The organism is Streptomyces sp. NPDC059696 (genome assembly GCF_042733745.1).
Classification (GTDB): Bacteria; Actinomycetota; Actinomycetes; order Streptomycetales; family Streptomycetaceae; genus Streptomyces.
Genome location: NZ_JBHWFG010000044.1, coordinates 40039 through 55619, shown reverse-complemented (window position 1 = coordinate 55619; position 15581 = coordinate 40039). Strand labels below are relative to the sequence as shown.

11 protein-coding genes are annotated in these 15581 nt (G+C 73.2%); 5 read left to right on the top strand and 6 right to left on the bottom strand.

Translation table 11 applies throughout. The features are described 5' to 3' along the window. On the top strand, positions 1-2202 hold a 2202-nt coding region (locus ACFV20_RS32940), incomplete at its 5' end, for a glycoside hydrolase family 65 protein (RefSeq protein ID WP_385663640.1). A gap of 50 nt (positions 2203-2252) precedes the next feature. On the opposite strand, the gene ACFV20_RS32935 is transcribed toward ACFV20_RS32940, so the two are convergent. After that, a complete protein-coding gene (locus tag ACFV20_RS32935) occupies positions 2253-2510 on the bottom strand; it encodes a DUF1876 domain-containing protein (protein ID WP_385663638.1) in 258 nt (85 codons plus the stop codon). Positions 2511-2627: 117 nt separating this feature from the next. Then, positions 2628-4958: a heavy metal translocating P-type ATPase gene (locus ACFV20_RS32930; protein WP_385663635.1), complete on the bottom strand. Its 2331-nt coding sequence runs from the start codon at positions 4956-4958 to the stop codon at positions 2628-2630. A 236-nt stretch (positions 4959-5194) separates the two neighbouring features. Between ACFV20_RS32930 and ACFV20_RS32925 the strand changes: the two genes are divergently transcribed. Further along, positions 5195-6265: a zinc-dependent alcohol dehydrogenase family protein gene (locus ACFV20_RS32925; RefSeq protein ID WP_385663633.1), complete on the top strand. Its 1071-nt coding sequence runs from the start codon at positions 5195-5197 to the stop codon at positions 6263-6265. Positions 6266-6286: 21 nt separating this feature from the next. Here the strand turns inward: ACFV20_RS32925 and ACFV20_RS32920 are convergent, their stop codons facing one another. Further along, a complete protein-coding gene (locus ACFV20_RS32920) occupies positions 6287-6739 on the bottom strand; it encodes a pyridoxamine 5'-phosphate oxidase family protein (RefSeq protein ID WP_385663632.1) in 453 nt (150 codons plus the stop codon). Positions 6740-6993: 254 nt separating this feature from the next. Between ACFV20_RS32920 and ACFV20_RS32915 the strand changes: the two genes are divergently transcribed. The 3 genes from ACFV20_RS32915 to ACFV20_RS32905 all read left to right on the top strand — a co-directional run bounded on the left by ACFV20_RS32915 (position 6994) and on the right by ACFV20_RS32905 (position 11625). Then, entirely contained in the window at positions 6994-7689 is a 696-nt protein-coding gene (locus ACFV20_RS32915) for a response regulator (protein WP_385663631.1), read from the top strand. 215 nt (positions 7690-7904) lie between these two features. Beyond that, a complete protein-coding gene (locus ACFV20_RS32910; RefSeq protein WP_385663629.1) occupies positions 7905-10667 on the top strand; it encodes a cation-translocating P-type ATPase in 2763 nt (920 codons plus the stop codon). Between the two features lie 52 nt (positions 10668-10719). Further along, complete coding sequence (locus ACFV20_RS32905) at positions 10720-11625, top strand: universal stress protein (protein ID WP_385663626.1); 906 nt, start codon at positions 10720-10722, stop codon at positions 11623-11625. A 118-nt stretch (positions 11626-11743) separates the two neighbouring features. Here ACFV20_RS32905 and ACFV20_RS32900 read toward each other — a convergent pair whose 3' ends face one another. Genes ACFV20_RS32900 through ACFV20_RS32890 form a run of 3 tightly spaced genes read right to left on the bottom strand, consistent with a single transcriptional unit; the run spans position 11744 to position 15576 of the window. Further along, positions 11744-12475, bottom strand: a complete 732-nt coding sequence (locus ACFV20_RS32900; RefSeq protein WP_385663624.1) for a CBS domain-containing protein — start codon at positions 12473-12475, stop codon at positions 11744-11746. Between the two features lie 39 nt (positions 12476-12514). Continuing rightward, positions 12515-15211: a GNAT family N-acetyltransferase gene (locus tag ACFV20_RS32895; protein WP_385663622.1), complete on the bottom strand. Its 2697-nt coding sequence runs from the start codon at positions 15209-15211 to the stop codon at positions 12515-12517. Beyond that, complete coding sequence (locus ACFV20_RS32890; protein WP_385663646.1) at positions 15208-15576, bottom strand: HypC/HybG/HupF family hydrogenase formation chaperone; 369 nt, start codon at positions 15574-15576, stop codon at positions 15208-15210. The genes ACFV20_RS32895 and ACFV20_RS32890 overlap by 4 nt, the downstream gene beginning before the upstream one ends. Positions 15577-15581 lie beyond the last annotated feature (5 nt).

Sequence of the window (15581 nt, the reverse complement as noted above, 5' to 3'; positions counted from 1 at the left end):
TCGGTGGTCGCCGGACGCCGGGTCGAGAACGAGGACATGGTCAACCTGCCGAACTGGCTGCCGCTCCGCTTCCGCCGCCCCGGTGGTGCGTGGCTCACACCGGACTCCGCGCCGGTGCTCGCGCACCGGCAGACCCTGCATCTGGAGGCGGGCCTCCTCGAACGCGAGACCAGGTACGGCCTGGACGACGGACAGGTGCTGTCCGTGCGCCAGCAGCGGCTCGTCCACATGGCCGATCCCTACCTCGCGGCCCTGCGCACCGAGTTCACGGTGGAGGGGGCACCGGCGGAGCTGGAGGTGGAGGCGGCGCTCGACGGGGGAGTGACCAACAGCGGCGTGCAGCGTTACCAGGGCTTGGAAGGACGCCACCTCACCCATGTGCACACCGGCACCGGCTCGCCCGGCACCGTCTGGTTGCGCTGCCGTACCCGCACCTCGGACGTCCGGATCGGCATGGCGGCCCGGCTGACGTGTGACGCCCCGGTGGCCGAAACCCATGAGCAACTCCGTGCCGTGCAGCGGGCGCGTCTGCTCCTGGAACCGGAACGCACGGTCGCCGTCGACAAGACGGTGGCCCTGCACACCTCGCGCGACCCCGCGATCAGCGACCCGCTGCAGACCGCGGTGGACCGGGTGAGCCAGGCGCCGGGCTTCGAGGCGATCCTGAAGCCGCATCTGACGGCCTGGGACCAGCTGTGGCGCCGGGCCGCGATCGACGTCCCCGGAGAAGCGGGTGCCATCCTGCGCCTGCACCTGTTCCACGTGCTGCAGACCCTCTCGCCGCACACCGCCGAGCTCGATGTCGGGGTCCCCGCCCGCGGGCTCCACGGCGAGGCCTACCGCGGTCACGTCTTCTGGGACGAACTGTTCGTCCTGCCGTACCTGAACCTGCACTTCCCCGAGGTGTCCCGCGCCCTGCTGCACTACCGCCACCGGCGCCTGGACCGGGCCCGCGCCGCCGCGCGGGCCACCGGCCGCCGCGGGGCGCTGTACCCCTGGCAGAGCGGCAGCGACGGACGGGAGGAGACCCAGCGGCTGCACCTCAACCCCCGCTCGGGCCGCTGGCTCGCGGACCACACGCGTCTCCAGCACCACGTCGGTTCGGCGATCGCGTACAACGTGTGGCAGTACTGCGAGGCCAGCGGCGACGCCGAGTTCCTGCACACCAAGGGCGCCGAGCTGCTGGTGCAGATCGCGCGTTTCTGGGCGGACTCGGCCGACTGGGACGCCGCGACCGGCCGGCACCGCATCCGGGGCGTGGTCGGCCCTGACGAGTACCACGTGGCCTACCCGGGCGCCGAGCGACCGGGCCTGGACGACAACGCCTACACGAACGTGACGGCCGCCTGGGTGCTCGCCCGGGCACTGGAGGTGCTCCGCGACCTGCCGGCACCCCGCCGACGCGAACTCGTCGAACGCGTCGAGCTGGACGACGGCGAGCCCGAACAGTGGGAGGAGATCTCCCACACGCTGCGCGTGCCGTTCCACGACCGTGTCATCAGCCAGTTCGAGGGGTACGGCGAGCTGGCCGAACTCGACTGGGACGGCTACCGGGCGCGCTACGACGACATCCGGCGGCTCGACCGGATCCTGGAGGCGGAGGGCGACAGCGTGAACCGTTACCAGGCCTCCAAGCAGGCGGACGTGCTGATGCTCGGCTACCTCTTCTCGCCCGACGAGCTCCAGGGCCTCTTCCGGCACCTGGGCTACCGCCTCGACGGGGAGACCTGGGCGCGGACCGTCGACTACTACCTCGCCCGCACCAGCCACGGTTCCACCCTCAGCGGCCTCGTCCACGGCTGGATCCTGGCCCGGGCCCGGCGCAGCGAGGCCTGGTCGTTCTGCCAGGAGGCTCTCCTGGGCGACGTGGCCGACCTCCAGGGCGGTACCACCGGTGAGGGCATCCACCTCGGTGCGATGGCCGGCACCCTCGACCTGGTACAGCGTGGGCTGACCGGGCTGGAGACGCGTCGAGGGGCGCTGTGGCTGGACCCGGTGCCGCTTCCCGAGCTGTCGTCGTACGGCTTCTCGCTGCAGTACCAGGGGCACTGGGGCGTGAGGCTGCGGCTGGAGCGCGGCCGGCTGGAGATCGCCGTCCCGTCGTCGAGCGGCCCGCCGATCGACGTGCGGCTGCCCGACCGGACCGTGTGCGTCGGCCCCGGGGAGACGAGCCGGCTGCTGCTGGCCGACGGACGGCCCTGAGTCCGCCGCTCAGCGGCGGACTCACGCGGTGGCGGGGCGACCCTCGCCCGTCACGCCTGAACGGGGCCCGTCAGCATGACGATGTCGTCGGCCGCCACGTCGTGCAGCCGGATCGCCAGGTCCTCCAGAGCCCGGCTGGCGGCGAGCTCGTCGCCGATCTCCGGTACGGGCCTGTCGATCGGGTTGCGCCGGGCCGCACCCCGGCCCGTCAGCGTCGAGGTGTCCTGTGTCTTCAGCACGGCGCGCGCGTGCGTGGCGTCGCCGTCCTCGGTGAGATAGATCTGCACCGTCCACTGCTTGGCTTCCATGGTGATCACTTCCGTACCGGATCACTTCCGTACCCGAACCGCTCCCTGCCTCCATCCTGTGCCGGGGCAGGTGCCCGCAACAGTGCCGAACGGCCCTTGCCGACAGGCACCCGGACGTCACGGTGCGAGGGAGAAGTAGCTCTCCTCCTCCTGGGCGAAGTGCAGGCGCAACACCGTGTTGAGGCCGTAGAGGCAGGCCCGCAGGTCGTCGAGCTGCTCGGGGGCCAGGCCACCGGCCGCACGGGCGAGCTCCAGGTGGGTGGCGATACGGCGGGAGAGGCGGTCGATCTCGGCATGGGCCCGGCTCATGGTGGCGGTGGCCTCGGGACCGCCGAGGGCCGGCGCCAGGGCCGGGTAGAGCCGGTGCTCCTCGGCGTACTCGTGCGGCAGCAACCGCTCCGTGAGCAGCCGGTGCGCCTCCCGCACCGCCGCCAGAGCCCGGGGGCCGGGGCTCTCGGAGAGGCGGTCCGCGGCGTCGCGCACGGCCGCCAGGACGTCCTGGAGATCGTCGTGCTCGGCGGAGAAACGGTGGATCAGCGCCTCGGCATCGGGGCTGAGCGCGGGCCGGCCGGTCCGGTCCGTGCGCAGAGCCCGCAGCGCGTTGAGGATGACCACGACGTCGATGCCCTCCTGGAGCACCGCGCCGATCACCGGCGGGAGCAGCCCGGCGGCGGCAGCGGCCATCGCCGCCAGCGACAGCAGCATTCCGCCGAGGGCGCTCTGCACGGCGATGCGGCGAGCCCGTACGGCGACGAAGACGGCATCGGCCAGGCGGTCCACCCGATCGGCGGTCAGGACGATGTCGGCGGCCTCGGACGAGGCGGTGGAACCGCGGGCGCCCATCGCGACGCCCACGTCCGCGGCGGCCAGGGCCGGAGCGTCGTTGACCCCGTCGCCCACCATCACGGTGACGGCGCGCTGCCGTTCCGCGCGCACGGCGGCGACCTTGTCCGCGGGGCCGAGCCCGGAGCGGACGTCGTCGAGACCGAGCAGAGCGCCGACCTCCTGGGCGGGCGCGCGGCGGTCCCCGGTGAGCATCACCACCCGCTGGATCCCCGCCGTACGCAAGGAGCGGACGGTGCGCGGGGCGTCGTGACGCAGGGGATCGCGCAGGAGGACGGCGCCGGCCGGTTCGTCGTCCACGGTCAGCCAGGCGACCGCCGCGCCTTCGATGAGGGCACGGTTGTCGACCGCCCCGGCCCAGGACGGCCGGCTGCCCCACGCCCCGGCGCGGCCCAGGCGGACGCGGTGCCCGTCCACCGTGCCGGTGGCTCCTCGGCCCGGCTCCTCCGTGACGTCGGCGGGATCCGACAGCTCCAGACCACGCACCCGGGCCGCCTCGACGATGGCCCGGGCCAGTACATGCGGCGAGTAACGGTCGACACAGGCGGCGAGCCGGAGCACCTCCGCCGGGGTCCGGCCGGGCGCGGCGGTCACGTCGAGGACACGCGGACGGCCGCGGGTGAGGGTGCCGGTCTTGTCCAGCAGCACGGTGCGGGCACGGCCCAGGTTCTCCAGCGCGCCGCCGTCGCGCACGACGACTCCCAGGCGGGAGGCGCGGGACAGACCGGAGACGACGGCGACCGGTGCCGCCAGCAGCAGGGGGCACGGGGTGGCGACCACCAGGACCGCGACCGCCCGCACCGCGGAGCCGCTGACCAGCCAGGCCAGCCCGGCCACGGCCAGGGACAGGGGCAGGAACCAGGCGGCGTAGCGGTCGGCCAGCCGGACCACCGGCGCCGACTCCGCACCGGCCTGCCGGGCCAGCCGCACGATCCCGGCGTACGTACTGTCCCGCGCGGTGGCGAAGGCGCGCAGATCGAACGCGCCGCCGGCGTTCACCACCCCGCTGCGCACCGCCTCACCACGGGCTCGTTCCACGTGCAGCGGCTCGCCGGTCAGGACGGACTCGTCGAGTACGGCCGCGGAGCTCTCGACCGCGCCGTCGACCGGAACCACCTCGCCCGGTCCCACCACCAGCAGGTCGTCGGCGACGACGTCGTCCAGCGGCACCGTCTCCACCGCGGTGCCCGTACGGCGGCGTGCCGAGTGCGGCGCGTGTTCGAGGAGGGAACGCAGGTCGCGCGCCGCACGCCGCTGGGCGGCCGCCTCGAGTGTGCGGCCCGAGGCGAGCATCAGCCCGATCAGGGCACCGGCCAGGTACTCACCCACGGCCAGGGTGCCGCCCAGTGCCAGGACCGCTATCAGGTCCACACCCGTGTGCCCGTGACGCAGCGCCGCCAGCACCCACACCACCGCGGGTACGACCGCGGCCAGCGTGCCGAGCCCCCAGAGAAGGTCGGCGAGACCCTCGGATCCGGTGAGCCAGGAGATGCCGCCGGCCGCCACCGCGACCGCGGTGACGAGCAGCAGAACGGGCTCCACCCGTGGCGCGAAGCCCTTGGGTGCGCGGCGGCGCGGCCGGGTCGCGGACAAGGGGGCAGCCATGTGCACCTCCTCGGTCCGGCGCCGTGGGCCGTGGCGCCGGTCCCCGACCATCACACCGCGGCCGGCGGCGCGTGCGGCAGGGGGCGCACAGCCCTGTCCCAGGGCCACCCGGCCCATGCGAGGGTCACCGCTCTGGTCAAGGATGGATCCATGGGGCATCCCCGTGCGCTCCGTGCCCGCCCCAGCGATCCACCGACGGCGCGCGACGAAGGGCCGGAGATCGAGGAGGAAGGGCCATGAAGGGCTTCGTTTTCCACGGCCCCGGGCAGTCCGCCTGGGAGGACGTCCCCGATCCGGGGATCAAGGACCCCACCGACGCCATCGTCCGGGTCGACGCCGTCACCATCTGCGGAACGGACCTGCACATCCTCAAGGGCGACGTGCCGGAGGTACCCCCGGGGACGGTGCTGGGACATGAGGCGGTCGGCGAGATCGTCGAGACCGGCAGCGACGTGCGCACCGTCCGGCCGGGCGACCGGGTCCTGGTCTCCTGCATCACCGCCTGCGGACGCTGCCGCTTCTGCAAGGACGCCGCCTACGGTCAGTGCCAGGGCGGCGGAGGCTGGATCCTCGGCCATCTGATCGACGGCACACAGGCCGAGTACGTCCGTGTGCCGCACGCAGACCTCTCCGCGCATCCGCTGCCGGGGGCCCTCACGAGCCAGGACGCGGTGCTGTTCGCGGACATCTTCCCGACCGCCTACGAGGTGGGCGTGATCAACGGAGGTGTGCGGCCCGGTGACACGGTCGCCGTCGTCGGCGCCGGTCCGATCGGACTCGCCGCGATCCTCACCGCACGGCTGTACTCACCGGAGCGGACCATCGCCGTGGATCTCGCCGACTCGCGGCTGGAGGCCGCCAGGCGGTTCGGTGCCGACGCCGTCGCTCCCGTGCGCGACCAGCCGGAGCAGCTGGTCGACGACCTGACCGGCGGTCTCGGCGCCGACGTCGTCATCGAGGCGGTGGGAGTGCCGGAGAGCTTCGAGATGTGCACCCGCATGGTGCGGCCCGGCGGCCGGGTGGCCAACATCGGGGTCCACGGCAAGCCCGCGACCCTGCACCTCGAAGACCTGTGGATCAAGAACGTGACCATCACCACCGGCCTGGTCGACACGTCCTCCACGCCCACCCTGCTGACGATGGCGGCCTCCGGCCGGCTTCCGACCGGCGACCTGGTCACCCACACCTTCGTCCTGGACCAGATGGAGGAGGCCTACGAGGTCTTCGCCCACGCGGCCGACACCGGCGCACTCAAAGTCGTGCTCGGCGGACAGCGCCACGACGAACTGGCCGTGCCGGCGGCCTAGCCGTGCCGACCGCGGGTCGCCTCAGGTGTCCGCGGCCGTGAGCAGCACGCCGGTCACCAGGTCCGGCCGGATACGGACCGCGTCGTCCATGGTCCGCCCCTGCCAGGGGCGGATCATCGCCCGGTAGCGGGCCAGCCGGCGCGGGTCGGTGATCAGACTGGCATAACCGGTCACCACGACACTCCACCCGGCATGCGTCCCGGTATCGATGGCGTCGGCCTCGTACGCCACCACGACCCCCGGGTCGCCGGGCAGGCCGGTGTACCGGGTCAGGGCGGCGCCCTCATGCGTGCGGATGACGATGTCGCCCCCGTCGAGAACGTGAGGGACCGCACGCACCTGGGGCAGCGCGTGACGGGTGAAGACGATCCGGCCCAGCGCCACGCTGCCCAGCAGCCGCAGGGCCTCGGAGCGGTCAAGCTCGGTGCTCCGCATCGGACCGGCCGGAGAAGTCCGGTCGTTCTGGATGGTCATGGGTGGCTTCCGGAAGGACGACTGCGGTACACGCGGCCCGGATCGGCCGGTGCTCTCGTCGATGGAACGCCCCGCAACCGCCGCGGACCAGGGCCGAACGGCCCCGGCAGAAGCCTGGTTGACCCGAAGAGGTGAGCCCTCTCGTCTCAGGGCCGAACGGCCCTGGCCTTTCGGCCCGTGGGCGAGAAGGATCCGGGGGAGAAGCCTGCCCGCTCAGGACGGGCAGCGGCTCGGACCGTGGACAAGGAGTTCCCATGGCGGACGGTGAACAGGGCCCAGGCCCGGACAGCCCCATTCAGGTCTTCCTGCTGGACGACCACGAGGTCGTACGGCGTGGCGTGCACGACCTGCTGGACGACGAGCCGGACATCACCGTGGTCGGCGAGGCGGGCACCGCCGCCCAGGCTCTGGTGCGCGTCCCCGCCCTGCGGCCGCAGGTGGCGGTGCTCGACGTCCGCCTGCCCGACGGTGACGGCGTCAGTGTGTGCAGGGAGCTGCGCTCGAGCATGCCGGACCTCGCCTGCCTGATGCTGACCTCCTTCGACGACGAGGAGGCGTTGCTCGACTCGATCATGGCCGGGGCGTCGGGATACGTCCTGAAGCAGATCCAGGGTTCCGACCTGGTGTCGGCCGTGCGCACGGTGGCCCGGGGCCAGTCGCTGCTCGACCCGGCCGCCACCACCAAGCTGATGACCCGGTTGCGTGAGGGCGGCGAACCCGAGGAGGCACCGGAGGCGCTTCCGGGGCTCACCGCGCGGGAACGCGAGATCCTGGCACTGATCGGTGAGGGCCTCACCAATCGTCAGATCGGCCAGCGCCTCTACCTCGCTGAGAAGACGGTGAAGAACCACATCTCCCGGCTTCTCGCCAAGCTCGGAGTGGAACGGCGCATCCAGGCCGCCGTCATCGCCACTCAGGCCCAGGACCGGATGCGGACGGAAGGTCACTGAGGCGTGCGGCGGGCGGACCGCTCGAGATCCGCGGCCGGTACGACGGCGAGTGACACCACGGCATCCGCGCCGCAGGCGACCCGGCGGGTCACCGCGAACGGTCTCGGTGGGCGGCTGCGAGGAGGACACGTTCGCCTCCCGCGGCGACGAAGCCCCGCAGACGGCGGGCTGCCGCATTCTCGTTCCCTTCGTCGCGACGCCGCCGGGGAGTGACCATGGACGGTCAGCGGACTGCCGAAGCCGGGCGGGCGACGCTCCCCGCCCATCCGGCAGCGGCCTCCGACGCCTACCGCCTCGATCCGGCCCGGGTCGCCAGTCGCCTCGACGTGGACGCGAGGGTCGGGCTGAGCGCGAGTGAGGCGGCCGACCGGGCCGCCGTGCTCGGGCCGAACCGTCTCGCCGAGCCGGCCCGGCGTCCCGAGTGGCTGAAGTTCCTCGACCAGTTCCGCAACTGGCTCATCGGCATCCTGCTGATCGCAGCCGTGGTGGCCGCGGCCCTGGGGGACTACAGGGACGCGATCGTGATCACCGTCGTCCTGCAGATCAACGCCGTGCTCGGCTATGTCCAGGAGCGGCGTGCCGAGCGCAGCCTCGAGGCGCTGCGCAGGATGCTGGTGCCGACCGCCCGGGTCCGCCGGGACGGTGCGGAACGGAAAGTGGACGCGGAAGGCCTCGTCCCGGGCGACGTGGTGCTGCTGGAGGCCGGTGATCGCGTACCGGCGGACGGTCGGCTGATCGTCGCGGAATCCGTGGAGGTGGCCGAGGCGGCTCTGACCGGCGAGTCGCGTCCCGTGTCCAAGAGCCTGGCCGCCGTCCCAGGCGGTGCGGACTCACCGGTCCCGGTGGCGGAGCGCACCAGTGTCCTGTTCATGAACACCGCGCTGACCCGCGGCCGCGCGGAGATGATCGTCACGGCCACCGGCATGCGCACCGAACTCGGTGCGATCGCCGAGGCGCTGCGTACCGGCACCGAGCCCCGAAGCCCGTTGCAGGTCCAGCTGGACAGCCTCGGCCGGCGCCTCGCCCTGCTGAGCGGTGTCGCCGTCGTCGCCTACGCCGTCGTAGCGCTGCTGCACGGTGAGGCGATGGCGGACATCGTGCTGCGGTCCGTCGCCCTGGCCGTCGCCGCGATCCCCGAGGGACTCCCCGCCGTGCTGGCCCTGACGCTCGCTCTGGGCGTGCACCGCATGGCGCGCCGCGGCGCCGTCGTCAAGCGACTGGCGTCGGTGGAGTCGCTCGGCGCCGCGACGGTGGTGTGCAGCGACAAGACCGGCACCCTCACCCTCAACGAGATGACCGTGAGGTCCCTGTGGAGCGCCGGGACGCTGTACGACGTCACCGGTGAGGGATACGCGACGTCCGGCACGGTCCGTACCGCGGGCCCGTCGAGGACCGCTCACGCCGGCGGTCCGCGCCAGGCGGTGCTGCCCTTCGCGGCCTGCAACGACGCACACCTGACCGGCGACGGCTTCGTCGGGGACCCGACGGAGGTCGCACTGGTGGTCCTCGCGGCCAAGGCGGGGATCGACGCCGAACTGCTGCGCTCCCGGTCCCCGAGGGTGGGCGAGATCCCCTTCGACGCGGCCAGGAAGTACATGGCCACGTTCCACTCCGCACCGGACGGACGGGTCCGCGTCCACGTGAAAGGCGCGGTCGACGTCCTGCTGAACCTCTGTGCGCGCGTACGGACGGAGGACGGCGAACACGACCTCGACGACCGGCGCAAGAGCGAGATCCTCGCCGTGACCGCACGGCTGGGCGGCGCCGGACTGCGCGTGCTCGGCGCGGCCACCGCCGTGGTGGACCGTGTGCCGGACCGGGCCGCGCCGACCGGGCTGACGCTGGTGTCGATCGCCGGGATCGCCGACCCGCCCCGGCCCCAGGCCCGGGACGCGATCGCCCTGTGCCGCTCCGCCGGAGTCGCCGTGAAGATGATCACTGGCGATCATGGTGACACGGCGGCCGCCGTCGCGCGCGAGCTGGACATCGGCGGCGAGGTCGTGACGGGCGCCGACCTGGACGCCATGACGGAACGGCAGCTCGCCGAACGCGTCGAGAGGATCGGCGTGTTCGCCCGGGTGGCTCCCGAGCACAAGGTGTTGATCGTGCGGGCCCTGTCCCACCGGGGGCACGTCGTCGCCATGACCGGCGACGGAGTCAACGACGCCGCCGCGCTGCGGGCCGCCCACATCGGCGTCGCCATGGGCGTGACCGGTACCGACGTGGCCAAGGAAGCCGCCGACATGGTCCTCACGGACGACGACTTCTCCACCATCGTGGGCGCCGTGCGCGAAGGGCGGTCCATCTACGCCAACATCGTCAAGTTCGTGCGCTTTCAACTGGCCACCAACATCGGTGCCATCCTCACGCTGCTCGGTGCCTCTCTCGCCGGGCTGCCGGCTCCGCTCACGGCCGCCCAGCTGCTGTGGGTCAACATCATCATGGACGGGCCGCCCGCGATGGCCCTGGCCGTCGATCCTCCCCGTGACGACGTGATGCGGCGGCCGCCCCGGGACCCGAAGGAACGGATCCTCGACGCCCGCCGGCTGTGCGCCATCGGCAGGGCAGGGGCCGTCATGGCGGCGGGCACCGTCGCCCTGCTGTCCCTCTCGCGCTCCCCCTTCGGCACCGACACCGCGCTCACCATGGCGTTCACCACGTTCGTACTGTTCCAGCTGTTCAACGCCCTCAACGCCCGCGCGGACGAGGGCGCGCTGCTCGGGCGCGACCAGTTCCGCAACCGCACCTTGTGGCTGTGCCTGGCCGGAGTGCTCGCCGTCCAGGTGATCGCCGTCCACCTGCCCGCAGCGCGCGAGGTCTTCGGCACGGTTGCGCTCAGTCCGGGCCAGTGGGCGTTGTGTCTGGTGACGGCGTCCACCGTGGTCCTGGTGGAACTCGCCCTGCGCGGGGTGCGGCGGGTCCTTCCGACGATGGGGCCGAACGGTCCCGGGGCGGGACGTGCGACCCCTGCACCGTGACCTCTCCTCGGCGCGAACCTGAAGGTGGACAGGGATTCAGGAGGTGGACGGCATGGTGCGCTACATCATGGCGGGTCTCGACGGCTCGTCCGAGAGCCGGGCGGCCGCGGAGTGGGCGGCCCGTGAGGCGAAGCTGCGTGAGCTGCCCCTGCGGCTGGTGCACGTCTGGGAGCCCGTCCCGGAGCCGATGGCGCAGGCACCGCTGCTCGGCACGGAGACCCTGAAGCACTGGAGCGAACGGATTCCGCGCGGGGCCGCCGAGGGGCTGCGAGCGCGTCACCCGGGCGTGGACGTGGAAGCGGTCCAGCTGACCGGTGTGCCGGCCGATGCGCTGGTGGACGTGGCCAGGGACGCCGAACTGGTCGTCCTCGGCTCCCGTGGGCTGAGCGGGATCGGGGGATTCCTGGTCGGTTCCGTGGGCCAGGCCGTCATCGCGCGCACCGAGGTGCCCGTGGTCGTCGTCCGCTCCGGAGAACAGGCGGCGGACGAGCACGCCATGGACCCGGCAGGCGTACCGTCCGCGGCGACGCGGTTCCGTCCCGTGCTGCTCGGGCTCGACACCCGCAGTCCCGACGACACGGTGATCGCGTTCGCGTTCGAGGAGGCTGCCCGGCGTGCCGCCGCGCTGCGCGTCCTGCATGCCTGGACGCCCCCGCCCTACACCATCTACGGCCTGTCCGACCACGTGAGCGTGTACGACGAGTTCGCCCGGGAGAACGCGGCCGGACTCACCGAGGCGCTGCGCCCCTGGCGGGACAAGTACCCGTCCGTCGAGGTGATCGAGGCCTCCCGCGCCGGCAGCGCGGCGGACCAGATCGTGAGCTCCTCCCGTTACGCGTCGCTCGTCGTCGTGGGCCGGCGGCTGCGGCGCAGCCGGTTCGGCGTGCACATCGGCCCCGTCACCCATGCCGTGCTGCACCACGCACTCGCTCCTGTCGCGGTGGTGGCACACGCCTGACGTGACGTGACAGGCTCCGCGACGCCGTGGAACGACGCCGGGCGAAGCGGCGGGTGTCGCGCTACTCAGGCCACCAAGACCTTCTCCGCCATGACGGCGGGCATGACGGCGGGCCTCCTCACGGCTTGCGCTGCCAGTAGTAGGGCATCCCGTGGAGTTCGGGCTCCCCGGGCGACAGCCCGGAGTCGTCGAAGCTGTAGGTGAGGTGGTCGACGACCGCGACCACTCCGTCCGTCCGGCGGCACATCTCCACCGCCATGGTGGTCTCGACCCGCCGTTCCAGCCGGCCGGTGAGCGTGACGACGCCCTGGTGGACGTCCACGTCGACCGCGTCGGGCGGCAGCGACAACCCGTGCTCCAGCACCTCGTTCCTGATCGCCGCCCGGATCTCGGGGTCGGGGCGCAGGAAGACCTGGAGCAGATCGCGACGGGTGACGATCCCCACGAGCCGCTCCTCGTCGTCGACGACCGGGAGCCGTTCGACCCGGTGGTGTGCCATGACCCGGGCCGCCTCCACCACGGTCGCGTCGCCGTGGACGGTGATGGGGGGACGGGACATGAGCTGTCCGGCCGTCCGCGCCCGGGCCCTGGTCCGCAGGGCGCGCGCCCCCGGCCTCCGGCGCAGCCGGCGGAACCACCGCCGGGACTCGGACGGGCCGAGGCCCTCCGCCTGCCGGACCATCAGATCCGTCTCGGAGACGACCCCGAGGACCTTCTCGTCGTCGTCCACCACCGGCAGACCGCTGATCCCGTGCTCGGCGAGCCGCCGGGCCACCTCCTTGAACGGCGTGCCGTACTCCGCGCGCACCACGTCGGCCGTCATCAACGCGCCGACCTTGTCGTGCCTCATCGTGTTCCGCCTCCTTCGGTGGCTTGCGGACCTGCGGGTTCAGCGGAGCCGGCGCAGGTAGGGGTCGGGGGTGCGGCGCGGCACCAGCCGGATGCGCGCGTCGAGGGCCAGGACGCGCTCCGGCCGGGCGAGGACCGGGTTGAAGTCCGCCTCCGCGAGCTGGGGCAGGTCGCCCGCCATGCGCGAGAGCCGCAGCAGCAGCTGTTCCAGCCCCGCGAGATCGACGGGACCGGTGCCCTCACGCCCGAACAGCAGCGGCGCGCAGCGCGGCGCGGTGATCAGGCTCTGTGCGTCGAGGTCGGTGAGCGGGGCCAGCCGTGCCGCGTGGTCGGCGAGGACCTCCGTCGCCGTGCCGCCGAGCCCGAACAGGATCAGCGGCCCGAACACCTCGTCCTGGACCACGCCCGCGAAGAGCTCGATGCCGCGCGGGGCGAGCGGCTGGACGACGGCACCGGTCATGATGTGGCCGAAGCGGACGTCGAAGTCCCGGAAGGCGGCGCGCACCTGGGCATCGCCGCGCAGGTCCAGATGGATCGCGTGCTGGGCCGTCTTGTGCACGAGCCCCGGCCAGTGGGCCTTGAGCACGACGTGCCCGTCCGGCCCCCTGAGCCGGTCCGCGGCCCACACGGCCTCGTCCTCGGTCTCCACCCAGGCCCACGGCGACTGCGGGATGCCGTAGCAGCCCAGGAGTTCGGCGCAGGCACGCGGGTCGAGCCAGCCGCCCTCGGGGTGCAGGCGCAGGAACCGGTCGACCGCAGCCCGCCCGCGGGCGGTGTCGACGTCCTCCAGGACCGGGACGGTGCCGGGCGGCCGGGCCAGCCGACGGGCACGCTCGACCGCGTGGGCGAGGGCCCGGGCGGCCGCCTGGGCGTCGGCGTAGGCCGGCACCCGTCCGGTGTCCGACGGGAGCAGCCGCACCGGCACGTCCTGGTCGAGGAGGACGGCGGCGATCGTGCGGACGCGGCGGTCCGGGGCGTGGGTGAGGGCCTTGACCAGGACGTCGCCGGTGGCTGCCGCGACGGCGGTGGGCACCAGGGCGACGAGGACCGCGTCGAAGCCGTCGTGGGCCGCCACCCGGTCCACGACGGCCCGCAGCTGCTCCTCGGAGACGGCCGCCGTCGCATCGACGGGGTTGGCGGTGCCCGCGCCCGGGGGGAGCACGTCCATGAGGTCGCCGGCCAGCCCGGGCGGGAGCGGGGGCAAGGCCAGCCCGGCCTCCGCACACGCGTCCGCGGCCAGTACGCCCGCGCCGCCCGCGTTGGTGACCACCACGACCCTGCCGTCGGCGGGCAGCGGCTGGCTGTGCAGCAGGGCGGCCGTTTCGAGCAGTTCGGGGATGGTACGGGTGGCGGTGATGCCGGCCTGGGCGAAGAGCGCCCGCCGGGTCATGGTCGTCGTGGCGGCCGCCGCGGTGTGGGAGGCGGCGGCGCGACGGCCCGCCTCGGTACGGCCCGCGTCGACGGTGAGGAGGGGCATGCGGCGGGTGACGCGACGGGCGGTCCGCGAGAAGGCGCGCGGGTTCCCGAAGGACTCCAGGTGCAGCAGCGCCAGGTCGGTGCGCCCGTCGGACTCCCACCACTGGAGCAGGTCGTTGCCGCTGACGTCGTACTTGTCGCCGAGCGAGACGAAGCTGGACACCCCGATGCCGAGCCGCGCGAGACCACCGAGCAGGGCGATACCCACTCCTCCGGACTGCACGGCGACCCCGGCGGTCCCGGGTGCCGGGTGGGCGGCGGCGAAGGTGGCGTCGAGTCGCACCCGCTCCTCGGTGCTGGCCAGGCCCAGGCAGTTGGGGCCGACGAGCCGCATGTCGTGCTCGCGGCAAGCCGCCAGGAGCTCCTCGGCCTGGCGGGCGTCCAGACCGGAGGAGACGACCAGCAGAGCGCGGACGCCGAACCGGCCGCACTCCTCCGCGACCCGTGCCACCTCCCCGGCCGGTACGGCGATCACCGCCAGGTCGGGAACCCGGGGCAGCGCGCTCACGGCCGCGTGGGCGCGGACACCGAGGATCGACCTCGCGACCGGGTTGACCGCGTACAACTGGCCCGTGAACCCGCCGGTGGACAGGTTGTGCAGCACCGCCCGGCCCACCGACCCCGGCCTGCGTCCCGCCCCGATCACAGCGACGCACCGGGGACGCAGCAGCGGCACCAGACTGGCCACGTCCGCGGCCCGGCCGCGCTGCTCGACGCTCCTGAGGTAGTCCTCGGTCTCGTCCAACAGGATGGTGCAGTGCACTTCCGGACCGTCGAACCGCCGTTCCGCGCGCAGCCCCAGGTCGGAGAAGACCTTGAGCATCTCGTGGTTCTCGGCGAGCGCGTCCGCGGTGAAGGTCCTGACGCCGTGAGCGCGAGCGGCGGAGACCAGGTGCTCCAGCAGCAGCGTGCCCACTCCGCGGTGGTGGCGTCCGTCGCCGACCGCCAGCGAGATCTCGGCGCTCTCCGCCGTCTTTGCGGGCTCACTCTGATATTCGGCGACCCCGATGATCCGGCCGCCGTGTTCGGCGACCAGCGCGTGGTATCCGGAGTCCGCCGGCTGGGCGATGCGCGCCGCGGCCTGCTCGGCGGAGCGGCGGCTCACCGAGAAGAAACGCAGCCGCAGGTTCGCGTCCGACATCTCCGAGTACAGCCTGAGGACGGCCGTCCGGTCGTCGGGCCGGGCCTGCCGTACGCACACCGTGGTGCCGTCGGTGAGGAGGGCGTGCACCCGTTCGACGGATGCCGGGGTGGCGGTCATGGCGTGCCTCTCGTCGGCGGATCTGCACCTTCAGCCTGTGTCGCCGCAGCCGCCGGTCCGATGGGCCGGTGGGGCACGGGGCGGGGCCGACGGTCCCGGGCCGGCTGTCGCGGCAACGATTCGCCCAGCTCCGACTCCACGGCCCCCGCCATCGCACGCAGGACGTCCAGGGTGCGCCGTGCCTCCGCCTCGTCGACCTCGGTGATCGCGAAACCGACGTGCACGATGACGTACGAGCCGATGCCGGCACCGGGCGTGTACTCGAGGCACACCTCGCGCCGCACGCCGCCGAAGTCGACGGTCGCCATGCGCAGTCCTGCCTCGTCCCGCAGTTCCAGGACCCGGCCGGGGATGCCCAGGCACATCGCGC